The 19,837-nt window shown below is 53.9% G+C and carries 21 protein-coding genes (1 of these 21 running past the window's edge); 11 read left to right on the top strand and 10 right to left on the bottom strand.

Annotated features, from left to right (window positions below; translation table 11 throughout):
• Positions 1–253: 253 nt before the first annotated feature.
• The 4 genes from KV190_RS11600 (at position 254) to KV190_RS11585 (ending at position 3,582) form a co-directional block, all read left to right on the top strand.
• Positions 254–1,561, top strand: a complete 1,308-nt coding sequence (locus KV190_RS11600; protein ID WP_460193501.1) for an aminopeptidase P N-terminal domain-containing protein — start codon at positions 254–256, stop codon at positions 1,559–1,561.
• Between the two features lie 90 nt (positions 1,562–1,651).
• Positions 1,652–2,560, top strand: a complete 909-nt coding sequence (locus KV190_RS11595; RefSeq protein WP_460193500.1) for a hypothetical protein — start codon at positions 1,652–1,654, stop codon at positions 2,558–2,560.
• Entirely contained in the window at positions 2,547–2,897 is a 351-nt protein-coding gene (locus KV190_RS11590; RefSeq protein WP_460193499.1) for a hypothetical protein, read from the top strand. The genes KV190_RS11595 and KV190_RS11590 overlap by 14 nt, the downstream gene beginning before the upstream one ends.
• Before the next feature lie 31 nt (positions 2,898–2,928).
• Complete coding sequence (locus KV190_RS11585) at positions 2,929–3,582, top strand: hypothetical protein (protein WP_460193498.1); 654 nt, start codon at positions 2,929–2,931, stop codon at positions 3,580–3,582.
• On the opposite strand, the gene KV190_RS11580 is transcribed toward KV190_RS11585, so the two are convergent.
• The 8 genes from KV190_RS11580 to mnmA form a co-directional block, all read right to left on the bottom strand.
• Positions 3,579–4,613 (bottom strand): AI-2E family transporter, encoded by a 1,035-nt coding sequence (locus tag KV190_RS11580; RefSeq protein ID WP_460193497.1) that lies wholly within the window; start codon positions 4,611–4,613, stop codon positions 3,579–3,581. The genes KV190_RS11585 and KV190_RS11580 overlap by 4 nt on opposite strands.
• 6 nt (positions 4,614–4,619) lie before the next feature.
• Complete coding sequence (locus tag KV190_RS11575) at positions 4,620–5,201, bottom strand: DUF3153 domain-containing protein (protein ID WP_460193496.1); 582 nt, start codon at positions 5,199–5,201, stop codon at positions 4,620–4,622.
• A gap of 239 nt (positions 5,202–5,440) precedes the next feature.
• On the bottom strand, positions 5,441–6,076 hold the full coding sequence (locus KV190_RS11570) for a peroxiredoxin (protein ID WP_149818527.1): 636 nt from the start codon (positions 6,074–6,076) through the stop codon (positions 5,441–5,443).
• A 119-nt stretch (positions 6,077–6,195) separates the two neighbouring features.
• Positions 6,196–6,891 (bottom strand): N-acetylmannosamine-6-phosphate 2-epimerase, encoded by a 696-nt coding sequence (locus KV190_RS11565; RefSeq protein ID WP_460193495.1) that lies wholly within the window; start codon positions 6,889–6,891, stop codon positions 6,196–6,198.
• Positions 6,888–9,479: a TIGR03960 family B12-binding radical SAM protein gene (locus KV190_RS11560; protein WP_460193494.1), complete on the bottom strand. Its 2,592-nt coding sequence runs from the start codon at positions 9,477–9,479 to the stop codon at positions 6,888–6,890. Before KV190_RS11560 ends, KV190_RS11565 begins: the two co-directional genes overlap by 4 nt.
• A gap of 25 nt (positions 9,480–9,504) precedes the next feature.
• The gene (locus KV190_RS11555; RefSeq protein WP_460193493.1) at positions 9,505–10,185 is read right to left on the bottom strand and encodes a hypothetical protein; all 681 of its coding nucleotides are present in this window, start codon (positions 10,183–10,185) and stop codon (positions 9,505–9,507) included.
• Between the two features lie 5 nt (positions 10,186–10,190).
• On the bottom strand, positions 10,191–10,421 hold the full coding sequence (locus KV190_RS11550) for a DNA-directed RNA polymerase subunit omega (protein ID WP_206199840.1): 231 nt from the start codon (positions 10,419–10,421) through the stop codon (positions 10,191–10,193).
• A gap of 13 nt (positions 10,422–10,434) precedes the next feature.
• The gene (gene mnmA, locus KV190_RS11545) at positions 10,435–11,544 is read right to left on the bottom strand and encodes a tRNA 2-thiouridine(34) synthase MnmA (RefSeq protein ID WP_460193492.1); all 1,110 of its coding nucleotides are present in this window, start codon (positions 11,542–11,544) and stop codon (positions 10,435–10,437) included.
• A gap of 234 nt (positions 11,545–11,778) precedes the next feature.
• Between mnmA and KV190_RS11540 the strand changes: the two genes are divergently transcribed.
• From KV190_RS11540 to hisD, 6 genes are all read left to right on the top strand, one after another.
• Entirely contained in the window at positions 11,779–12,063 is a 285-nt protein-coding gene (locus KV190_RS11540; protein ID WP_181494467.1) for an RNA recognition motif domain-containing protein, read from the top strand.
• A 102-nt stretch (positions 12,064–12,165) separates the two neighbouring features.
• Positions 12,166–13,161, top strand: coding sequence for a ketol-acid reductoisomerase (gene ilvC / locus KV190_RS11535; protein WP_460193491.1), 996 nt, complete (start codon positions 12,166–12,168; stop codon positions 13,159–13,161).
• A gap of 21 nt (positions 13,162–13,182) precedes the next feature.
• Positions 13,183–14,271: a Holliday junction branch migration DNA helicase RuvB gene (gene ruvB, locus KV190_RS11530; RefSeq protein ID WP_460193490.1), complete on the top strand. Its 1,089-nt coding sequence runs from the start codon at positions 13,183–13,185 to the stop codon at positions 14,269–14,271.
• Positions 14,255–14,731, top strand: coding sequence for a DUF29 domain-containing protein (locus KV190_RS11525; protein WP_460193488.1), 477 nt, complete (start codon positions 14,255–14,257; stop codon positions 14,729–14,731). Before ruvB ends, KV190_RS11525 begins: the two co-directional genes overlap by 17 nt.
• Positions 14,732–14,761: 30 nt before the next feature.
• On the top strand, positions 14,762–15,259 hold the full coding sequence (locus tag KV190_RS11520) for a DUF29 domain-containing protein (protein ID WP_460193487.1): 498 nt from the start codon (positions 14,762–14,764) through the stop codon (positions 15,257–15,259).
• Positions 15,260–15,400: 141 nt separating this feature from the next.
• Positions 15,401–16,696: a histidinol dehydrogenase gene (gene hisD, locus KV190_RS11515; RefSeq protein WP_460193486.1), complete on the top strand. Its 1,296-nt coding sequence runs from the start codon at positions 15,401–15,403 to the stop codon at positions 16,694–16,696.
• On the opposite strand, the gene KV190_RS11510 is transcribed toward hisD, so the two are convergent.
• Positions 16,693–17,790, bottom strand: coding sequence for a Get3/ArsA fold putative tail anchor-mediating ATPase NosAFP (locus KV190_RS11510; protein ID WP_460193484.1), 1,098 nt, complete (start codon positions 17,788–17,790; stop codon positions 16,693–16,695). The two genes, hisD and KV190_RS11510, sit on opposite strands and share 4 nt — an antisense overlap.
• An 824-nt stretch (positions 17,791–18,614) precedes the next feature.
• On the opposite strand from KV190_RS11510, the gene KV190_RS11505 reads away from it, so the two are divergent.
• Positions 18,615–18,899 carry a hypothetical protein gene (locus KV190_RS11505; protein ID WP_460193483.1) on the top strand — a complete coding sequence of 95 codons (285 nt, stop codon included), beginning with the start codon at positions 18,615–18,617 and terminating at the stop codon, positions 18,897–18,899.
• On the opposite strand, the gene KV190_RS11500 is transcribed toward KV190_RS11505, so the two are convergent.
• Positions 18,865–19,837: the 3' portion of an IctB family putative bicarbonate transporter gene (locus KV190_RS11500; protein WP_460193482.1), read on the bottom strand. Its footprint extends 386 nt past the window's final position; only the last 973 of its 1,359 coding nucleotides appear in the window; its start codon lies off the right edge, out of view; its stop codon occupies positions 18,865–18,867. The genes KV190_RS11505 and KV190_RS11500 overlap by 35 nt on opposite strands.

Raw genomic sequence — 19,837 nt, 5'->3', positions numbered from 1 at the left:
TGAGCCAAGCCGTTTCTCAACCCCAAACTGGAAACGGAAGGTGCAGAGACTCGACGGGAGCTACCCTACCGTAGATCCTCTACGCGGGTAAAGGGAGAGTCCAATCCTCAACACCCAAGGGGTGGTCGCGAAAGCGGCAGGAGGATGAAAATCCGTTGACCTTAAACAAGTCGTGAGGGTTCAAGTCCCTCCGCCCCCACCAAACCACTTCAGGGTCGTCATTCCCAAGGGTTGACCCACTTTGCAAGGCGCGATGAAAGCAGAGTACCAGCAACGACAGCAGCAGTTTTTAGAGAAATTGGGCACGGGTGTCGCTGTTTTCTGTAGTGCCCCGCGCGCCATCATGCACAATGATGTGGACTACAACTTTCGCCAAGAAAGTAACTTTTATTATCTCACCGGCTTTAATGAGCCAGAGGCCGTTGCTGTTTTTGCGCCAAACCACAGTGAGCATCGCTATGTCCTCTTTGTGCAGCCCAAGGATTTCAGCCAAGAGATCTGGACAGGGGCACGCCTTGGGGTAGAAGCAGCCAAGGAGCAATTAGGCGCTGATGCCGTATATCCCATTGGTGAGCTAGAGCAGCACCTCCCTCGCTATTTGGAGACGGGGGATCCGCTGTATTACCACTTTGGTCACAATGAGCGCTTTAATCAAGTCATTCTCAAGCACTATCAGCGCCTGCTGACGACACTGCCAAAACGGGGCACAGGTCCTCGAGCGATCGCCGATCCCAGTATTCTCTTGGCACCGATGCGACAAATTAAATCGGCAGCAGAATTGGCCTTGATGCGCCAAGCGATCGCCATCACTGTCGAAGCCCATCAGCGTGCCCGCGAAGTGGCTGCCCCCGGACGCTGGGAATATGAAATTCAGGCGGAGATGGAGCATCTCTTTCGCCTACGGGGGGGCGATGGCCCGGCCTATCCCTCGATTGTTGCCTCGGGTCCGAATGCCTGTGTGCTTCACTACACCGAGAACCAACGGCAAATGGCAGCAGGAGACTTACTGTTAATTGATGCCGGCTGTGCCTATCGCTACTACAACGCTGATATTACCCGCACCTTTCCTGTGAGTGGCCAGTTCAGCGGTGAGCAAAAGGCAATCTATGATATTGTCCTCGCTGCCCAAAAAGCCGCCATTGAGCAAGTGCAACCGGGGAATACCTACAATCAAATCCACGATGCGGCGGTACGGGTAATCGTTGAGGGTCTGGTTGACCTTGGCCTGCTGCGGGGGGCGATTGATGATCTGATCAACGAAGGCAAAGAGAACAATACCCAGAAATATCGCACCTTCTTTATGCATGGCACCGGTCACTGGTTGGGTCTCGATGTCCATGATGTTGGTCTCTACAAGCACAACAAGGAAACATGGGTCACACTGCAACCGGGTCAAGTGCTGACGGTTGAGCCAGGGATTTATATTCATCCTGAGGCAACGCCTGCTGAGGGTCAGCCGGAGATTGGCGATCGCTGGCGCGGTATTGGCGTGCGCATTGAAGACGATGTCCTAGTCACACCCGAAGGACACGAGGTACTAACGGCGGCGGTGCCCAAATAATTATCCCGAAAATGATTGGGGTTGGCCTGCATACTCAGCAATTCACCAATGGATAAATGACTAGAACCATCCAGCATTGGGAGTGTGCTTATGAATATGTCGCGCCACAATCCCCATCAAATCGCAGGCATGATTCGGGAGTTAGCGACCCTGCAATCACAAATTGATGCAATTCAAGCCTTTCTCAAAGAACAGCGGGGCATCCTCAGCAAACGAGAAATGAAACAAATTGCCCGCCAGTGGGGCTGGGAAATTATAGAGGGTCAGGGAAAACACCCGACAAAAGCGGTTCGTGGCCACTTGCGCGTTAACCTCACCGGACATGGGGATGGCCATGCACTCCGCAGAAAAGCGATTTGCAACACACTGAAGCAGTTGGCCTTGCCGGTTTTGCAGGATTTAGAAGCCGCTCAGGCTGAGTACCTCGAAGCAGTGAGCTTTTATTTTTTTGAAGCCAATGGCCACAAGTTTGTATCCCGCCAAGAGTTTTATCAACTTAAGGAGAAGCTAAATACCTACCAGACTCGCAATCAGCAATTACAGGAGTGGGTGGAGATCCTTGAAGAAGAAGTCAGCCGACTGGAAGAGCAGAAGCTGAAGAACGAAGAGGCGTATCTGGAGTTACTTTCACAATTGGAAGCCGAAAAGGCTGCCTTGAACACTGAAAATGCTGCTTTGACGGTACAGGTGGAGCAGTTGCAGCAACAGATTCAATATTTGCAAGAAAAAGAGCGCATCACTGCCCAAAAATGGCAGATTGTGGCGAATGCCCAGCGGCAGTTGGAAACGCAAAAAATGTTAGAGGATGTGCTGAAGCGGCTGAAGAAGTTGCAATTTTTCCTTGATCAGGGTCAAGCAGTCGTACAGCAGTTGCCTGCTTTGTGGCGCCAACCCATTCAAGACTTCCTCGACAAAATGAGTAGTATCCTAGAAGCGGATTTAGAGGGAAGCGATTCCCACGGCCGACAACTGGAGTCCGACGCAGATGGGACTGATTGAGGATTTAGAGACAGCGATTGGCGCCTCTCGTCGCAACTATGGGGAGCTGCTGGCGATCGCCAGTGACCTTCTGGTGGAAAAAGCCCAAGCACTGGAAAACCACGCTCCCCAGCCGATAGTACTAGGGGCGCAGCCATGGACAGTGGCTCGATTGCAAAAAGCCTTTCCGCGGTTTCGAGCCGCTCAGACTTATTTTCGTGAACGCTATGGGGTGCGAGCCAACAGTTGGCAGGTGCTTGCCGATCGCGCCAATGCCGTGGAAACTGCCCTGATTCACTTGGGCTTGGCCATTCGCCCCAATTCGACGACCACCACCCTGACCCTATTTTCTCGTTAAACTCTATTGCTTCCTTGGTAAACCTATGAATGTGGCATTATCATCTGGCGCTGAGAGCAACTTTCCCCCCGATTGGTTGCTCAAGCTCATGCTCCCTGCTATCGAAGAGGGGCGGCAATGGGGGTACGAATTTCTTCGTGATCCTCGCTGGGGGGGCGATCGCGATCGCATGGCCAACCACGCAATTTATGAAGCCACCCTCTGGTCAGTAGGTTCTGGAGTCGCCACTGGCGTCATGGGCTGGGCTGGCGTGCCCCTCGACATTGCTTACTTTTACCATGCCCAAATCAAGCTGGCAGCGGCGCTGTTCACCATCCACGGCTTGGATCCTATAAATGAGGATGTCTTGATAATGCTGATTCCTACTGCCTTGGGGGTTACTGCCGCTGAACTGGCAAACCACTTCGGCACCCAATTTTGTCGGCAAATCTTCAAGACCTTTGGCCGAAGGGCTGCCCAGAAAAATTTATCCCAAGTGCTGATGGCGGTCTTCAGGCAGCTTCCCCGTCCTCTCCTGCGGCAGATTTTTGGCAAGGCCTCGAGTAAAAGTCTCACCCTGCCTGCGCGAGCCGTTCCCCTTGTGAGTGGCGTGATTGGCGGAGCCACGAATGCCGTAATGATGAACATCTGTGGGCATGGGGTGTGTACAGTGATCAAAACGTTTCGTTCGCCCGATGTCAGTTAGGTGTCTTCGACAGGCTCAGACTCGAGGACGGTTTTCAGCGTTGCGGCTAGGGGAATGGCCAGCAAGATGCCCAAGAAACCCGCCACCCGTCCGCCAATGAGCAGCGCAATAAACTGCCAGAGGGGATTGAGTCCCATCAAGTCCCCCAGCAACTTCGGGGTGAGGACGTTATCCTTAATCTGTTGCAAGACCACAGCAATCACGAAAATATTCAAAGCCAGCCACGCATCCTGAAAGAGGATGAGCAGTGTCACTAAGCCAATGCCCAAGGTTGCCCCCACCACAGGGATAAGCTGGGCAACACCAATGATCAAGGCAAAGAGAAAGCCAAAATTGACCTTGAAGGCGATCATAAAGGGAATCAGGGCAAGAAACATAAATAGCCCTAAAAAAAGCTGTGCCGAGAAAAAACTGCGAATATTCAGCCGCAACGAGTAATCCACCACCTGTCGCCAAGGCTTGGGCACCAATTTCATCAGTCCGCGCCAAATGTCACTGCCATAAAAGAGCATATACACCGTTAGGATGAGCACGAGTAGCACATCAACAAATTTAGTCAGCGTTGTAATCGCCACACCCGGTAACATAGCCGCAATCCCTTTGATCTGGATCGTCAGCTCTTCCATCAAGTCATTCACCCCCACAGGAAAGCGGTAGCGGCGCAGCAGTTGATCCAGATGGCGCAAATTTTGATTGCCCGTATCCGCTAACTCTGGCAGTTGATTCAGGAGTTCTTCCGCCTGTTGAATGGCAAGGGGGAGCAGCAACAGCATCAAGACACTGACCACCAAAAGGGTAATCAGTAACACTAGGGCGATCGCATTCCGCCGCCGCAAACCACGAGCACAGAGGCGAATCACCACTTGATTGAGCAAAAAAGCCAAGATGGCGGCAATGACAAGGAGATTAATCGGATATTCAAAATAGAGGTAAACTTGCTCCGCCACCCAGAGATTGAGGACAAGCAGAGGCCCCGCTATTAAATAGGCAAGATACCGTTGCCAACTCTGCGGCGGGCCAGACCATCTCATGGGACTCTAAGTTGAATGACTCCTAGGCAGGCGAGTGTGTAACCAATTGCCCAACACCAGCAAGCCCACGATCGCCAGTGTGCCCCAACCCAAGGGACTCGGATACCAATAGGCTGCCTCTAGGTGATTGAGATAACCGGGCATCAATGTCCAAGTCAGGCGATCGCCCCCCCGCTGAACATGAGGATTGACCACGGTATCAGCAGTAGTGGCTGGGCGCTCAATTGGGCGTGCCCCCCACGGGGTTTCTAGGGCCAGTTGAAACTTCAGGAGCGACTGCGGTGCCACAAGAACCGCTTGATCACGGGACTCAATACCCAAGGGGCGCAGATCAATGTCATAGCGAAAGCGCTCCCGCACAAAGAGCAACAAGTTCTGGTCAAAAATATCCGCCTCAGCAGTGACTTGGGGAAGATAGGGCACACCACCGATGCGGTTGAGGACAGTGGCCAATTGCTGGCTGGTGTCAAAGGGAATCGTCACCTGAAGATGGGTTTTATCCCGTTCCTTGACCACTCCCCCCAAGCGGCGCGCCTGCTGAATCACCTGTTCTGTAAAAGGGAGATCGGGTTGGGGCAGCGTCAGCATGTAAGTTAGGCTCCCCCCCGTTTGTCCCTGATGCTGGATGACCATATCTGCTTGGACGCATCCACTCAAACAGACCACAAGGGGTATCAAGAGCCAAAGTATCCAGCGCTGCATTCCGCCTCTATTCCTTTCCTTGGTTTTGCTGTGCAAGATTATCCTATCTTGGGATGCTGCCAAGGCACAAAAAAACACCCCGAGCAGTTCAGGGTGTCGCCATAACTTGTCTAGGCTAATCTAGGCTATTTGTTGGGTTGAGGGGTCAACCGCAAATAGGGCTTAACGGCATTGAAGCCCTTGGGAAACTTCTGCTTCGCCTCTTCATCACTGAGGGAAGGCACAATCACGCACTCCTGACCCTCTTGCCAGTTGACGGGGGTGGCCACACTGTAGTTGTCCGTCAGTTGCAGCGAATCAATCACCCGCAGAATTTCAGCAAAGTTACGCCCCGTGCTCGCGGGATAGGTCAAGGTCAAGCGCAGGCGTTTTTGGGGGTCAATGATAAAGACCGTGCGCACCGTCAGGTTGTTGAGGGAGTTGGGGTGGATCATGTCGTAGAGGTTGGAGACTTTTTTATCTTCGTCTGCCAAAATTGGGTAATCTACCTTGACGTTGTTGACTTCTTCAATGTCTTTGATCCAGCCGAGGTGGGACTCCACACTATCCACACTCAAGGCCAAGGTTTTGACATTGCGCTTCTCAAATTCTGAGCGTAACCGCGCCACTTCGCCCAGTTCTGTCGTACAAACGGGGGTGTAATCCGCTGGGTGGGAGAACAATACAACCCAGCTATCCCCTGCCCACTCATAGAAGTTGATTTCCCCCATGGAAGAGGCTTGGGTAAAGTTGGGTACGACATCCCCAAGTTTTAGGCTCATAGATGGTGGCTCCTAGGCTAACGATGTATCTTTAGCTACGGATTCTATCTTGCCACAAACTCTCGTTTATCGGTCGGAATATAGAGGAAAATATACAAACCGATAGAATTGGATAGGATTTAGGGTTGAGAATTTTCAATCGTCGTTGCCTTTAGGGTCTGGACATACTGCTGCACCTTGAGGTCAATGCCTGTAATATCGGTGCCCACGACCACTGCCCAAGCGCCCAAATTCAAGGCTTTTGCAGCCATTGCTGGACTAGCAATCCCCCCTTCACAGAGAATGGGTACCTTAAGGTGTTCGACAAGCTGACTCAGGAGCGCCCAACTGGGGGGTGGGGTATGCGCCGTGGTTTCGGTATAGCCAAAGAGGGTTGTGCCCACCCAATCGGCACCCGCAGCAACCGCTGCTTCAGCACTTTCAAGGGAGTCAATATCAGCCATAACGGGCTTGCCCAGTTGATCGTGAATTCGCTGAATCAATTCCGGTAGGGGTTCGGGGCGCGATCGCGCTGTGGCATCGAGGGCAATGACATCAGCCCCGGCTGTCGCAACAGCCACCGCATCGGCAAAGCGAGGCGTAATATACACAGGGTACTCGGGCAACACCTGTTTCCAGAGGCCAATAATGGGCACCTTTACCGCTTGGCGCACTGCCTGAATATGGGCTGGGGTATTGATGCGCACCGCCACTGCCCCCCGCAAAACCGCTGCCTTTGCCATAGCAGCAATGATTTCTGGCGCTGCCAAAGGGGAATCTGCCGGGGCTTGACAGGAGACAATCAGACCGCCGCGAATTTGGGTTGCTAGGTTCATGGTGTTTGGAGGTGCAATTTCTGACGGGCGATCGCCCCCAGTTCTAAGGCGTGACCACTGATCTTCTCTAGTAAGTAAAGACAATGCTCTGGCCGCAGGAACGTGCCATCGTTGCGACAGACCCCTGTGTAGATCAGGCTCACCATTGGCCAATGGTCTTGGTGCTCCTTGAGGCAGATCTCCAGCAGGCGATCGCGCAAATTCACCACTTGGGTTTTCCCTGACTTGGTGGTTAGCTCATAGAGAATTTCAGGCGTGGCTCGCAAATCCTCTAACCACTGTTGCCAAGTGTCGCGATCCACGGGTTCAGGGGTACGGATGAGCAGTTCATAGGTGGCAGCCCGCAGGGCTTGACTCGCCGCCGGTTCACTCAGGGGCACCACTTCACAGGTGTAAAGGGGCACATCCGCCGGTAGTTGTTGCCGCAATTGCTCCAGCACCGTTGACGGCTCCACCTCGCGATAAAACTCCAGATCAACAATTTCGCCATAACTGGTCACGCCAAGGGGCAAGGCGCTGGCGGTGGAGATGCGCGGTGAAGGATGAAATCCCCCTGTAAAGGCAATGGGTAAGTGGGCACGGCGTACTGCCCGCTCAAAGAGACGCAGCAAATCCAAATGGCTGAGGAGCGTCATTTCCCCGGTTTTACCAAAGGTGAGGCGCAAACGTTGCACCCGTTCTTGGGGGGCTTGGGGCTGACCCTGAATGGGCGGAATCGGTGGGGGCGGCACGACCACGTTATGGCCAAAGTCAATGCCACAGACGCCACAGTGGGAGCAGCCCTCAAAGGAACAATCGGGAACGACAACCGCTTCTAGGGCACGGTGCAAGTCTTCCTTCAGCCATGTTTTACTGATGCCGGTATCAATGTGATCCCAAGGCAGGGGAGCATCGAGGTTGTGGCTGCCACCACTAAAGACATTCCACTCACCCGCTTCCAGTTGGCGGTATTTCCAGTCCAGACCGGCTTCTTGAATGGCCTGCGTCCAAGCGGCATAGGCGCGATCGAGGCTTTCCCACCAAGAATCTTCCCGTGCCCCCAATTCCCACGCGCGGCGAATCACTGGCCCCAGTTGGCGATCGCCCCGACCGACAAAGTCTTCCATTGCTGAGATGCGCACATCGGTAAAGTTGGCCTTTAGCCCCTTAATCGTGCGGAATTCCGCCTTCAGTAGCTCCTGTTTGCGCAGAAACTCACTGGTGGAGACCGCGTGCCACTGAAAGGGCGTATGGGGCTTGGGGGTAAAGTTAGAAATGGTCAGGTTAAAGCTCAGGGGTTTGCGTCCCTTGATCCAGCACTCCCGCTTCAGCCAACGAATCGTTTCAGCAATGCCTAACACATCGGCATCGGTTTCCCCCGGCAGGCCAATCATAAAGTAGAGCTTGACCTTATCCCAGCCCTGTTCGTAGGCCGTTTTGACCCCCCGCAGCAGTTCCTCATTGGTCAGCCCCTTGTTGATAATGTCCCGTAGCCGTTGCGTTCCCGCTTCCGGGGCAAAGGTGAGTCCCCCTTGGCGCGTGCCACCCACAATATGGGCAATGTTTTCATCAAAGCGATCCACCCGCTGGCTGGGGAGCGAGAGGGAGATGTTCTCGTTTTGCAGGCGGTTTTTAATTTCCACGCCCACGGCGGGCAAAGCCAAGTAGTCGGAGCAACTCAACGACAGTAGCGAAAATTCGTTGTAGCCCGTGGCACGCATCCCCGTTTCAATGGCAGCAATCACCTCATCGGGGGCAACATCGCGGGCAGGGCGAGTGAGCATCCCCGGCTGGCAAAAACGGCAGCCGCGCGTACAGCCGCGGCGAATTTCCACCGTCAGGCGATCGTGAACCGTTTCTACGTAGGGCACCAAGCCAATGGCATAGTGGGGCATCGGGGTGGCGACTCGCCGCAAAATGCGCTCGGGTACATCGGGGCGATTGGGTTTAACAGCGCCATCCCCTTGGCGATCGTAAAATTGCGGCACATAGACCCCCGGCACCTGTGCCAAATCCAATAGCAAGTCCTGCCGACTCAAGCCGGCTCGTTTGCCTTCTGCCACCACGAGGCCAATTTCGGGCAAGAGTTCCTCGCCATCCCCAAGGGCAAAAAAGTCAAAGAAGTCAGCGTAGGGTTCGGGGTTTGATGTCGCCGTCTGTCCGCCGGCAAAGATGAGGGGAATCTCTGCTAGAGGTGCCTGTTGGCGTTCTCGCCAAGTCAGGGGTAAGCCGGCCAAGTCGAGCATTTCCAGAATGTTCGTGGCACCCAACTCATAGCTGAGGCTAAAGCCAATGATGTCAAACTCCCGCAGGGCACGGCGCGATTCCACAGCAAACAGGGGAGTTTGGGTCGCGCGCAATTTGGCGGCTAAATCCGCTGCGGGTAGGTAGGCGCGATCGCACAGTTGATCAGGGACGGCATTGAGAATGTTGTAGAGAATAATGTGTCCCAAGTTCGAGGCGCCCACCTCATAGATTTCGGGATAGCTGAGCACCCAGCGCACCGTTGCGTCCTGCCACGGCTTATGAACTGCCCCTCGCTCATTACCCAAATAGCGAGCAGGTTTGAGAATCTCTGGGGTGAGCAACTCAGTAATCGGAACAGCCATGACTCATGAACCCAATTGCAAACATCTAGGGCAGTAGAAAACGAGATTCCCCAGTGGGCATCGGGCGGGGGGGGTCGGGGGGCACCAAAAGTCCAGCACTGCCGGGTTGGGGAACGGGGGGGAGAACGGTCGTAGGTCGCGGTGTTGGTTCTGGCAGCGTTGTCTGGGGTTGGGGACGCTGGGGTGTGGTGGTGGGTAACCCCGCCTGCTGGGCGTAGAAGGTGGCCAGTGTGCTCACCAAGGCATCCCGTTGTTGACGATTGAGTTGGCGAATAGCGGCAATATCCCCTTCCATGGGGTTGACTGTCAGGTAAGAACGTCCCGGATAGGTTTCTCCCCGCAGGAATTCATTCAGCCCCAAATAGTCGGCAAGGGAAATTTTCCAGTCAAAGCGGTAGAGGGGCGATCGCCCTTTGACAGTGGTGTGATAGACAATGAATCGCTCTAGGAGCGTACTCTCCGGCGCGGGCTGACGATTTTCTTGGCGAATGTAGTGATTCTCCTTCGGGAAACCGGGCAACTTGGGATAGAGGGTTTCCGCCACCAAACGAGGGTTAATGAGAATTTGACCCGTGGCATCGGGCAAGTTGGGGTCAGATTGCGATCGCCCCACACTCCAAGCACTGCTCAGAGGCAACCACAGGAGTGCCAGCAAGCAGCCCCAGATCACCCAGCCCAAAAACGTCCAGCCCCGTCGTCTCGCCATGGCACCTAATCTGCCAGTAACTCCGGTTGAGCAATTTCATCGGACATTTCGATAATGGCACGGGTCACCGGCTTCAGGGGCAGATCATCGAGATCTTCACTGGCCTCTAGCCCCCGCCGCTGTTTCGCCCGGTTGGCAATTTGCACCGTAATCCGATAGCGATTGGCGGAGTGCTTGATTAATTCTTCCGCCCGGCGGTTAATTTCCAAGGATGAATAATGAAGGCGCTTTTGCATGGTCGGTCTTTCCTTAAACGTGGGTGGCCATTGCTTGTAAGGGTTGTGGTGTCGGTGTCACAAAGGGCTGGATAATGCCGCCCCCCAGCAGGCGATCGCCCGCATACCAAACCGCCGCTTGCCCCGGCGTTACCCCAAATTGCGGTTCAGCAAACTCCAATTGTACCTGTTCAGCGTTGGCGGCGGGAATGATGGTCACCGGCACCGGGGGAGTGCGATAGCGAATTTGTACCGTGGCTGTGATCGGTTCTGTGGGGGGTGGGATCGAGACCCAGTTCACCCGGGCTACTGTGCACTCACGACGGCCGGCGGTGGCGCGATCGCCGACAATGACGCGATTGTGTTCCCGATCCAAGGCCACCACATAAAGCGGTTCAGGTGCCGCAATTCCCAAACCTTTACGCTGGCCAATCGTATAGTGGTGAATCCCCTGATGGTACCCCAGCACGCGGCCATGGACATCGACAATCTCCCCCTGCTGACTGGGCAGATACTGATCCAAGAATTGGCGCATGGAGCCATGGGCTTCAATCAGGCAGAGATCTTGGCTTTCCGGTTTACTGGCGGTGTGCAGGCCATACTGCGCCGCGAGAGCACGGGTCTCGGCCTTGGTTTGCTGACCGAGGGGAAACAGCACATGGGCCAGAATCTCTTGGGGCAAGTCATAGAGAAAGTAACTTTGATCCTTATGACGATCCACCGCCCGCCACAGTTCATAGCGATCGCTCGTGGGATTGTATTTCACTTGCGCATAATGCCCCGTAGCAATGTAGTCAATCCCCAGTTGCTCCCGGCTATAGGCCAGCATCGGCCCAAACTTCACCAAACGGTTGCATTGGGAACAGGGCAGCGGTGTCACCCCACTGGCGTAGCCACTGACCAGATAGTTCACAATATATTTCTCGAAAATTTCGCGACTATCCACAATATGGTGAGGGACTCCCAGCTCCTCACAAAGACGCGCCGCATCCACTAGCCCCTCAGAGCAGCACTGCCCCTTACCCTTCATCAGCCACAGCGTCAGACCGACAACGGGGTACCCTTGAGCTTTGAGGCTAGCAATGGCCACGGAACTGTCAACACCGCCGGAAAGGCCAACAACAACCGCCGGTAAATCGGACATTGTTAAGATTCACAAAAAATCTACCTCTTTTAGGGTAGCATCCCTACTTTCGCAGCGCAGGCCATCGCAATCGGCTATAATCGGGAGACAAGGTTGGCGAGTAATCGCCGCTTGAGTTTTTTAAGTAGAGCGATTCTTGAGTTCGGTTTTAGGGAAGGTTGGTTACGTGACAGTCGTCTCTCCGAAGTCAGCGTCAACACATGGTTCAATTTTTGCTTTGGAGCAGATCAGATTATGTCTATTTATGTCGGCAACCTTTCCTACACGGCCACCCAAGAAGACCTAGAGGCCGTTTTTGCCGAGTACGGTTCCGTCAAACAAGTCTATTTACCGGTGGATCGGGAAACAGGCCGTAAGCGGGGCTTTGGTTTTGTGGAAATGTCCACGGATGCTGAAGAAGATGCGGCGATCGCCGATCTCGACGGTGCCGAGTGGATGGGACGGCAACTCAAGGTCAACAAGGCACGCCCCCGTGAAGCCATGGGTGGTGGCAACAATCGTTATTCCCGTAATCGCTAACTCCCGCAACTAGCCCTCTAGGAGGTGCTATATCGGCTCTGCCAATGTGGTAGAGAAATAATAACGACCTGCTGAATGCAATTGGAAAGGAACATCATCACTATGGCGCGCATGTATTACGACGCAGATGCCCAATTAGAACTCCTCAAGGACAAAACGATCGCCATTATTGGCTATGGCTCCCAAGGCCACGCCCATGCCCTCAACCTGCGGGATAGCGGTCTCAATGTTGTAGTGGGTCTCTATGCCGGCAGTCGTTCTGCAGAGCGCGCCCGTGCCGATGGTCTAGCGGTACACCCCGTGGCGGAAGCTGCGAAAATGGCCGACTGGATTATGATTCTTCTGCCCGATGAAGTTCAGCGGGTTGTTTATGAACAGGAGATTGCCCCCCACCTGCAAGCGGGGAATGTCCTCTCCTTTGCCCACGGCTTTAACATTCACTTTGGCCAGATTGTGCCCCCCGACAATGTGGATGTGGTGATGGTGGCTCCCAAAGGCCCCGGTCACCTCGTGCGCCGCACCTATGCCCAAGGGGAAGGGGTGCCCTGCCTATTTGCGGTCTATCAAAATGCCAGTGGTCAAGCCCGTGATTTAGCGATGGCGTACGCCAAGGGGATTGGTGGCACCCGTGCCGGCATTCTGGAAACCACCTTCCGCGAAGAAACAGAAACCGATCTCTTTGGTGAGCAAGTGGTGCTCTGTGGTGGCCTCAGTGCCCTGATTAAGGCTGGCTTTGAAACATTGGTGCAGGCGGGTTATCAGCCAGAGCTGGCCTACTTTGAGTGTCTCCATGAAGTGAAGCTGATTGTGGATTTGATTGTGGAAGGGGGTCTCGCCAAAATGCGCGACAGCATCTCCAACACCGCAGAATATGGCGACCTCACCCGTGGCCCACGGATTATTACCGATGAAACCCGCGCCGAAATGCGCAAAATTCTCCACGAAATTCAAACGGGTCAATTTGCCCGTGAGTTTGTGCTGGAAAATATGGCGGGTAAACCGGGCTTTACTGCAATGCGGCGACGGGAAGCAGAACACCCCATTGAGCAGGTGGGTCAAGAACTGCGTTCCATGTTTAGCTGGTTAAAACGGGCTTAAGCTTTGCCCTAGGGGGCACCGATGGCGATTATTTCGTCGCAAAATTCACCGCCGGAGCGATCGCGCCCCCCTTCCCTGCTTTCCAATCAACCCACCCCAGAGGAACAGCACTCGCCGGCGGAGGAATCCTTACGTCCCCGCTCTTTGCAGGACTACATTGGCCAGCAGGAACTCAAGGATGTGCTGCACATTGCGATCGAGGCAGCCAAGGCCCGCCAAGAACCCCTTGATCACCTGCTGCTCTATGGCCCGCCGGGCTTAGGGAAAACCACCATTGCCTTGATTTTGGCGGCAGAAATGGGGGTGAACTGCAAAGTGACCAGTGCCCCAGCTTTGGAACGCCCCCGTGACATTGTCGGTCTCTTGGTGAACCTGCAAGCGGGGGATATTCTCTTTATTGATGAGATTCACCGTCTCTCCCGCATGACCGAGGAACTCCTCTATCCCGCTATGGAGGATTTTTACCTTGATCTGACGGTGGGCAAGCAGCAAACAGCCCGCACGCGACGACTGAAACTCAATCGCTTTACCCTTGTGGGAGCAACCACCCGGGCCGGTGCGTTGACCTCACCTTTGCGCGATCGCTTTGGTTTAGTGGAGCGGTTGCGCTTTTATCATGCCGAAGAACTCCAGCAGATTGTTCAGCGGGGGGCAGCCCTCTTACAAACCCCCATTACCCCCGAAGCAGCCCTAGAAATTGGCCGGCGCAGTCGCGGCACTCCCCGCATTGCCCTGCGGCTCCTGAAGCGGGTACGGGATTATGCCGATGTCAAGCACGATGGTACGATTACCCTAGAGGTGGCTACTGCTGCCCTTGAACTGTTCAATGTAGATCCAGCAGGCTTGGATTGGAGCGATCGCCGGCTGCTGAGTCTGATAATTGAGTCCTACCAAGGCGGACCTGTGGGCATTGAAACCCTTGCCGCAGCTACAGGCGAGGATGTGCAAACCATTGAAGAGGTCTATGAACCCTACCTTCTCCAGATGGGCTATCTGCAACGAACCCCCCGAGGCCGCGTTGCCACTCCCCGCGCTTGGCAGCACCTAGGCTATACTCCACCAGAAAACCAGTTGCCGTTGTTATCTAGCCCCCATGACAGCTCATCTTAAGTCTCAACTTCTTTATGAGACCGACTATTACCTTTGGCTCAATCAGACCGTTGCCCAACTCAAGGCAGGGGACTTCGCCAACTTAGATGTGGAAAATTTAATTGAGGAGATTGAGAGCTTGGGTCGCAGCGAAAAACGTGCCCTATTCAGCTATCTACTGCGTCTTTGTGAGCATCTTCTCAAGCTCAAATACTGGGAAACTGAGCGACAATACTGCTATAGGGGTTGGCTATTGGAGATTAGTCATTTCCGTTTAGAAATTGCGCTCATTTTGCAGGATAGCCCCAGTCTTCAGCCATTTGCAAAGGCAGCTTTCCTAGACTCCTATCAAAAGGCAAGGAAAAATATACTGAAGGCAATCGGTTTATCCCCTGAGCTGATTCCGGAAGTACCCGACTTCACCATAGAGGAAGCTTTAGATGAGGAGTGGCTGCCTTGGCAATCTAACCTCAATTCATAGAACCCACTGGCCTTCGAAAAGCGTTCTGGTATGACCTCTCCCATTAAAACTAAGCCTGCATCCCTCTACACCGCAGACTATTATCTTTGGCTTAAGGAAACCGTTGCCCAACTCAAGGCAGGGGACTTCGCCAACTTAGATGTGGAAAATTTAATTGAGGAGATTGAGAGCTTGGGTCGAAGCGAGAAACAGGCGATCGCGAGCTATTTAATGCGACTCTGTGAGCACCTCCTCAAAATTCAATACTGGGACACGGAACGGGAATACTGCCTGCGGGGTTGGCAACGAGAAGTGATGAATTTTAGATTGCACATTCAGGAAATACTCGAAGCTAGCCCTAGCTTGACATCCTTTGTGCAGGAGATTTTCAGCAAACAATATCGCAATGGGAGAAAACTCTTTCTCAGCGCCAGTGGGGTGAATCCTCATTTGATTCCCGAAGTCCCCGAATTTACCCTTGAACAAGCCCTCGATCAGAACTGGCTGCCTTGGCCACCTGATGCAAACTCCGAAGGCTCAGTCTCGTGAATCGCGATCTTGCCCCAAGCACTCGTCGTTGGCCAGCCTTAGCCCGCCCCTGTAATTGGAAAATCGCTGTAAGCTATTGATAGGGTTGATTAAGGTTTTTTAACCTTTCCCCGACTCTCTGCCTCGCCTACGTGAACGACCATGTTGCGGATCATCACCCAGTTAACAGACCTACGCGCTGAACTACGCCGCATTTGCGATCGCACCGATAGCGGGGAGATGAGCGAACAACAGGCTACCGTTGAGGCAATTTTGCGCCGTGTGGCCAAGGAAGGCGATCGCGCCCTGATTGAGTACACTGCCCAGTTTGATCACATTGACCTCACCCCCGAAACATTACGGGTGAAAGGCGATGAACTGGATGCCGCTTACCAACAGGTGTCCAAAGAACTCCTTGATGCCATTCGCCTCGCCAAGCAACAAATTGAAGCCTTCCACCGCCAGCGAGTCCCCAAAAGTTGGGTGCAATTTGGCGCAGATGGCATTGTCCTCGGCAAACGCTACACTGCCGTTGATGCTGCCGGACTGTATGTGCCGGGGGGACGGGCTGCCTATCCGAGTACGGTTTTAATGAATGCGATTCCCGCTCAGGTGGCCGGTGTGCAGCGGATTGTCATGGTCACCCCTCCCGGTCAGGGCAAAGGCATTAACCCTGCGGTTCTCGTTGCTGCCCAAGAAGCGGGGATTCAAGAGATTTATCGCGTTGGTGGCGCCCAAGCCATTGCCGCCCTTGCCTATGGCACAGAAACGATTCCGCGAGTGGATGTGATTACCGGGCCGGGAAACCTGTATGTCATGCTGGCCAAAAAGCAGGTCTATGGCCGCGTTGGTATTGACTCTCTAGCAGGGCCGTCAGAGGTCTTAATCATTGCCGATGCAGCGGCCAATCCTGTGCACATTGCGGCTGATCTCCTAGCTCAAGCGGAACATGATCCTCTTGCGGCAGCCATTTTGCTTACACCGAGTCTTCCCCTTGCAGAAGCAGTTGTCACGGCTGTTAATGAACAGTTGGCTGAGCATCCACGCCGTGTCCTTACTGAGAAGGCGATCGCCCACTACGGCCTGATTGGCATTGTTGAAACCCTCGAACAAGCAGTCGAGCTGTCCAATTGCTTTGCCCCAGAGCATCTAGAACTGGAAGTCGAAGACCCTTGGAGCCTTGTCGAGCAGGTGCGCCATGCCGGTGCGATTTTTCTCGGCTATTCCACCCCTGAAGCGGTTGGTGACTATCTCGCAGGTCCCAATCACACCCTGCCCACCTCTGGTGCTGCCCGTTATGCTTCTGCCTTGGGCGTAGAAACCTTCCTCAAACACTCCAGCATCATCCAATACACCCCTGCCGCTTTGCGCAAACAGGGGGGAGCGGTCATGACCCTCGCTGAAACGGAAGGCCTGATTTCCCACCGCGACTCTGTGCGTCTGCGCCTTGAGCCTTAGAAACTAACAATCAGGTAGGGGGCTTCAAATTTACCGCCGCGAACCGGTTTGCCCTTGAGACTTGGGGGCAGTTCAATGTGGCGCCGCTGATCACCAGCCTCCACCGTCAGTTCCCCACTAAACTCGCTGAGTTTTACCTGCTCTTTGCGAAACCCCGGCAAGAAAATGCGCACCTGTTGTTGCGTCTCATCAAATTCATGGGGAGCCGGTGCTGCCGCCAACTGGTTCAGGTCTGGAAGATGGGAAACAAGGCTTTGCCAGTGGCTCCAATCAGTGGGGAGAGCTGAAATGCGTAGCGGTGCAAACGTGCGGCTGACCTCTGGCGTGGGTTCCCCCATACAAAAGACCTCAGAAATGGGGACATTCACCTGTTGAGCACTGCCCCATAGCCATTGCGTTTGAGCAGTTGAGATTGCTGTGCCATCCGTTAGCAGAAACACCGATAGCCGTTGCGAGTTTGCGGCAATCTGCACACCGCGATCGATCCACTCCTTCGCCTCGCCGAAACGCTCCCGCACTTTTTGGGTATCAATGTTGGCTGCCATAATCGCACTGGCGATCGGCCCCCCAATGGCATTGGCGATCGCATTGAGATCCAGTTGATCCAGCAAACGTTGAAAGCGGCGATAGTACCATGCCAACCCTTGGGGCAACCCAATCAGCCGCAGTGTATCTTGACTATTTCCACCCACATAGACAATCACATCGTACTCACCGCTGCTGTAGTGGACGCGCAGGGCATTTAGGGTGAGCAAAGTATCCATCCCCGGTAAAATCACCAATTCCCCCGCATAAACCTTACCCACTAATTCTTGAGGCAAATAGGGTTCTACCAAACGGCTGAGTTCTTGCCATGCCGCGTTGAGACTTTCAGTAGCCAACAGCTCGGCGATCGCCAATCCCTCTGATAGCAATTTGGGTTGCCAACCAATCGCCTGATCTGGACTCCCAATGAGAAATTGCAGGGAAGTGGCTGGACTCGGCACCGCTAATAAGGTTCGCTGCTGTCGCCCGGCAAACCACTGGGCAATGGCCAGACCTAGTGCGGTTTGTTGTTCCGGGGTTGCTCCTAGGAGAGTAACAATGCGTGTCATGGCAAGTTTGAGGACGATAGTTGCTTGGATTATCCTATCGGCAAACGGCTATCCCAAGGTTTTCTAGACAACCCCTCATAAAATCGCCTCTATGGGCAGCCAAATCTCCTCAACGATAAAACCTACTCACTGGGGCGATCGCCCGCCTTCTAGGGGCTTCTAGACCACTCTCAGGCCAAAAAAAATTTTTCGCGGCGCAAACAGATCCTCATTAGAGCGTTTTGAACCTAAAATTCAAATCCTTTTTCACAGTTTTCCCCAAATTCCCCAAGGTTTTCCCCAAGTACTTGGAAGTTCCGATCCCTTGGCCATCTCAACCCTTCGTTCTGTTCTTGTCTTCCTAAAGTTCCCCAGTATCACAATTCTCTCGACCAAGATTTCCTCAAGCTCTAAACAGACCAGCTTCAAACTAGCCTCAAGTTACCCCCATCACATCCTTATTTTTCTCTGGTCACATTTTATTCTCTTTAGGATCTTAAGGATCTACTACTACTAAATTATTTAAATATTCTTATAGTAGTAGTAGGGGCTGTGGAAATGTGGAAAACTTTTCGGAAATCCGCTCTACAAGCGGGTTTGAGCCACTTCCCCCCTGTGGAAAACTTGTGGAAAAAGTAGGGGGTTTTTCCACAGGCTATTATCTCGGTGGAAAAAGAATAAAAAGATTTCCACAGTTTTTCAGAGTTTTTCCGGGGTTTTCCACAGGTTTTCCCCAGAATTTTCCACAGGCTTTTTGGAGTTTTCCACAGGCTAGAGAGGGAAGATTTCCGTATTTCTACGATTCCCCTAGCGGGCGATCGCCCTCAGACTAGAGAGAAGATACTTTGCCAACCAATACAAACGTTCCTGTGGATTCCCTGATGTTTTCCCTAGAGTGTCCTGCCAACAGTCTTGAGCAAGTGATTGGTCACCTTTCCCCTGTTGAGCAGATTCGGATGCTGATGCACCACCCCTACTTCACCGGGCGGTGTCCCGTCTGCCGGCAACCCATCCATCACTCCCAAATCAAAATCGATCAGTGCCATTGCTCCCACTGTGGTTGGCAAGATCAAGCGGGCGATCGCGAGGCTGACCTTACGCTTGAGAATCCCTTGCCGGCGCAAAACTAGCCACGATCGCCACCATCAGCCACCAGAGCGTAGCCACCTCCGGACGAAACCAAATCGTATCCACCAGTCCATGGGTCAGCATTCCCACCATCGTTGCCACAGCTCCCATCAACCAGAACCCTTGAGGGGTCGCCATTGCCCGTAACTCCTGCAAACAATGCCACGCGCGATCGGCAAGCACCGCCAATAACCAGAGAAAGACACTAAAGCCAATCACCCCCACTTCCACAAGGATTTCCAGAAAGATGGAATAGGCACTCAAGGCCGTAAAGCGTACATTCACCTGATACAGCGGGTAAATCTGGTTAAAGGCCACATTCCCCGGTCCAATGCCGAGCCAAGGCCGTGCCCAAATCATCTGCTGTACTGCCGTCCAAACATTAATGCGGAAATTATTGCTACTGTCCCCTCGGGCAACAAAAATACTCGCTGCTCGCTCCCGCAGCGGCGGCACACTCACAATCGCACCAATACAGAGGGCGATCGCCAGCCCCCCCACAGTCAGCACCCCCCAACGCCGCCATTGCAGCGGTAACCTTGGCCAAAACCAAACCCCCAGCAACCCCACCCCAGCGATCGTTGCCGCAACCAGCCCCAGCCAACCACCACGGCTAAACGTCAATATCAGGCTTGCTGTATTCATCCCCAGCATCACCACCGCCAACAGCTTTGGCAGCCAGCCTCGCCACACCGCGATCGCCGCCGCACTCAACGGCACACTAGGCAACAAATAACCCGCCAACAGATTGGGATTTCCCAAAAAGCTATACACCCGTGTCACATTTGCCAAGGCCGACTCTGGATCCGTCCACGTCGCCAACGGCTCCGCCCCAAAAATCCACTGCCGTACCCCCTCCACACTCACCAGCAACGCCGTCAGCAGATAGACCGTCAGCAAGCGCGATCGCCACCGCTCATGACGCATCACCCGCTCCGCC

The sequence above is a fragment of the Thermosynechococcus sp. FA-CM-4201 genome, from assembly GCF_054689355.1.
Note: the sequence above shows the minus strand (reverse complement) of the source record. Positions and strands in the feature narration are given on the sequence as shown.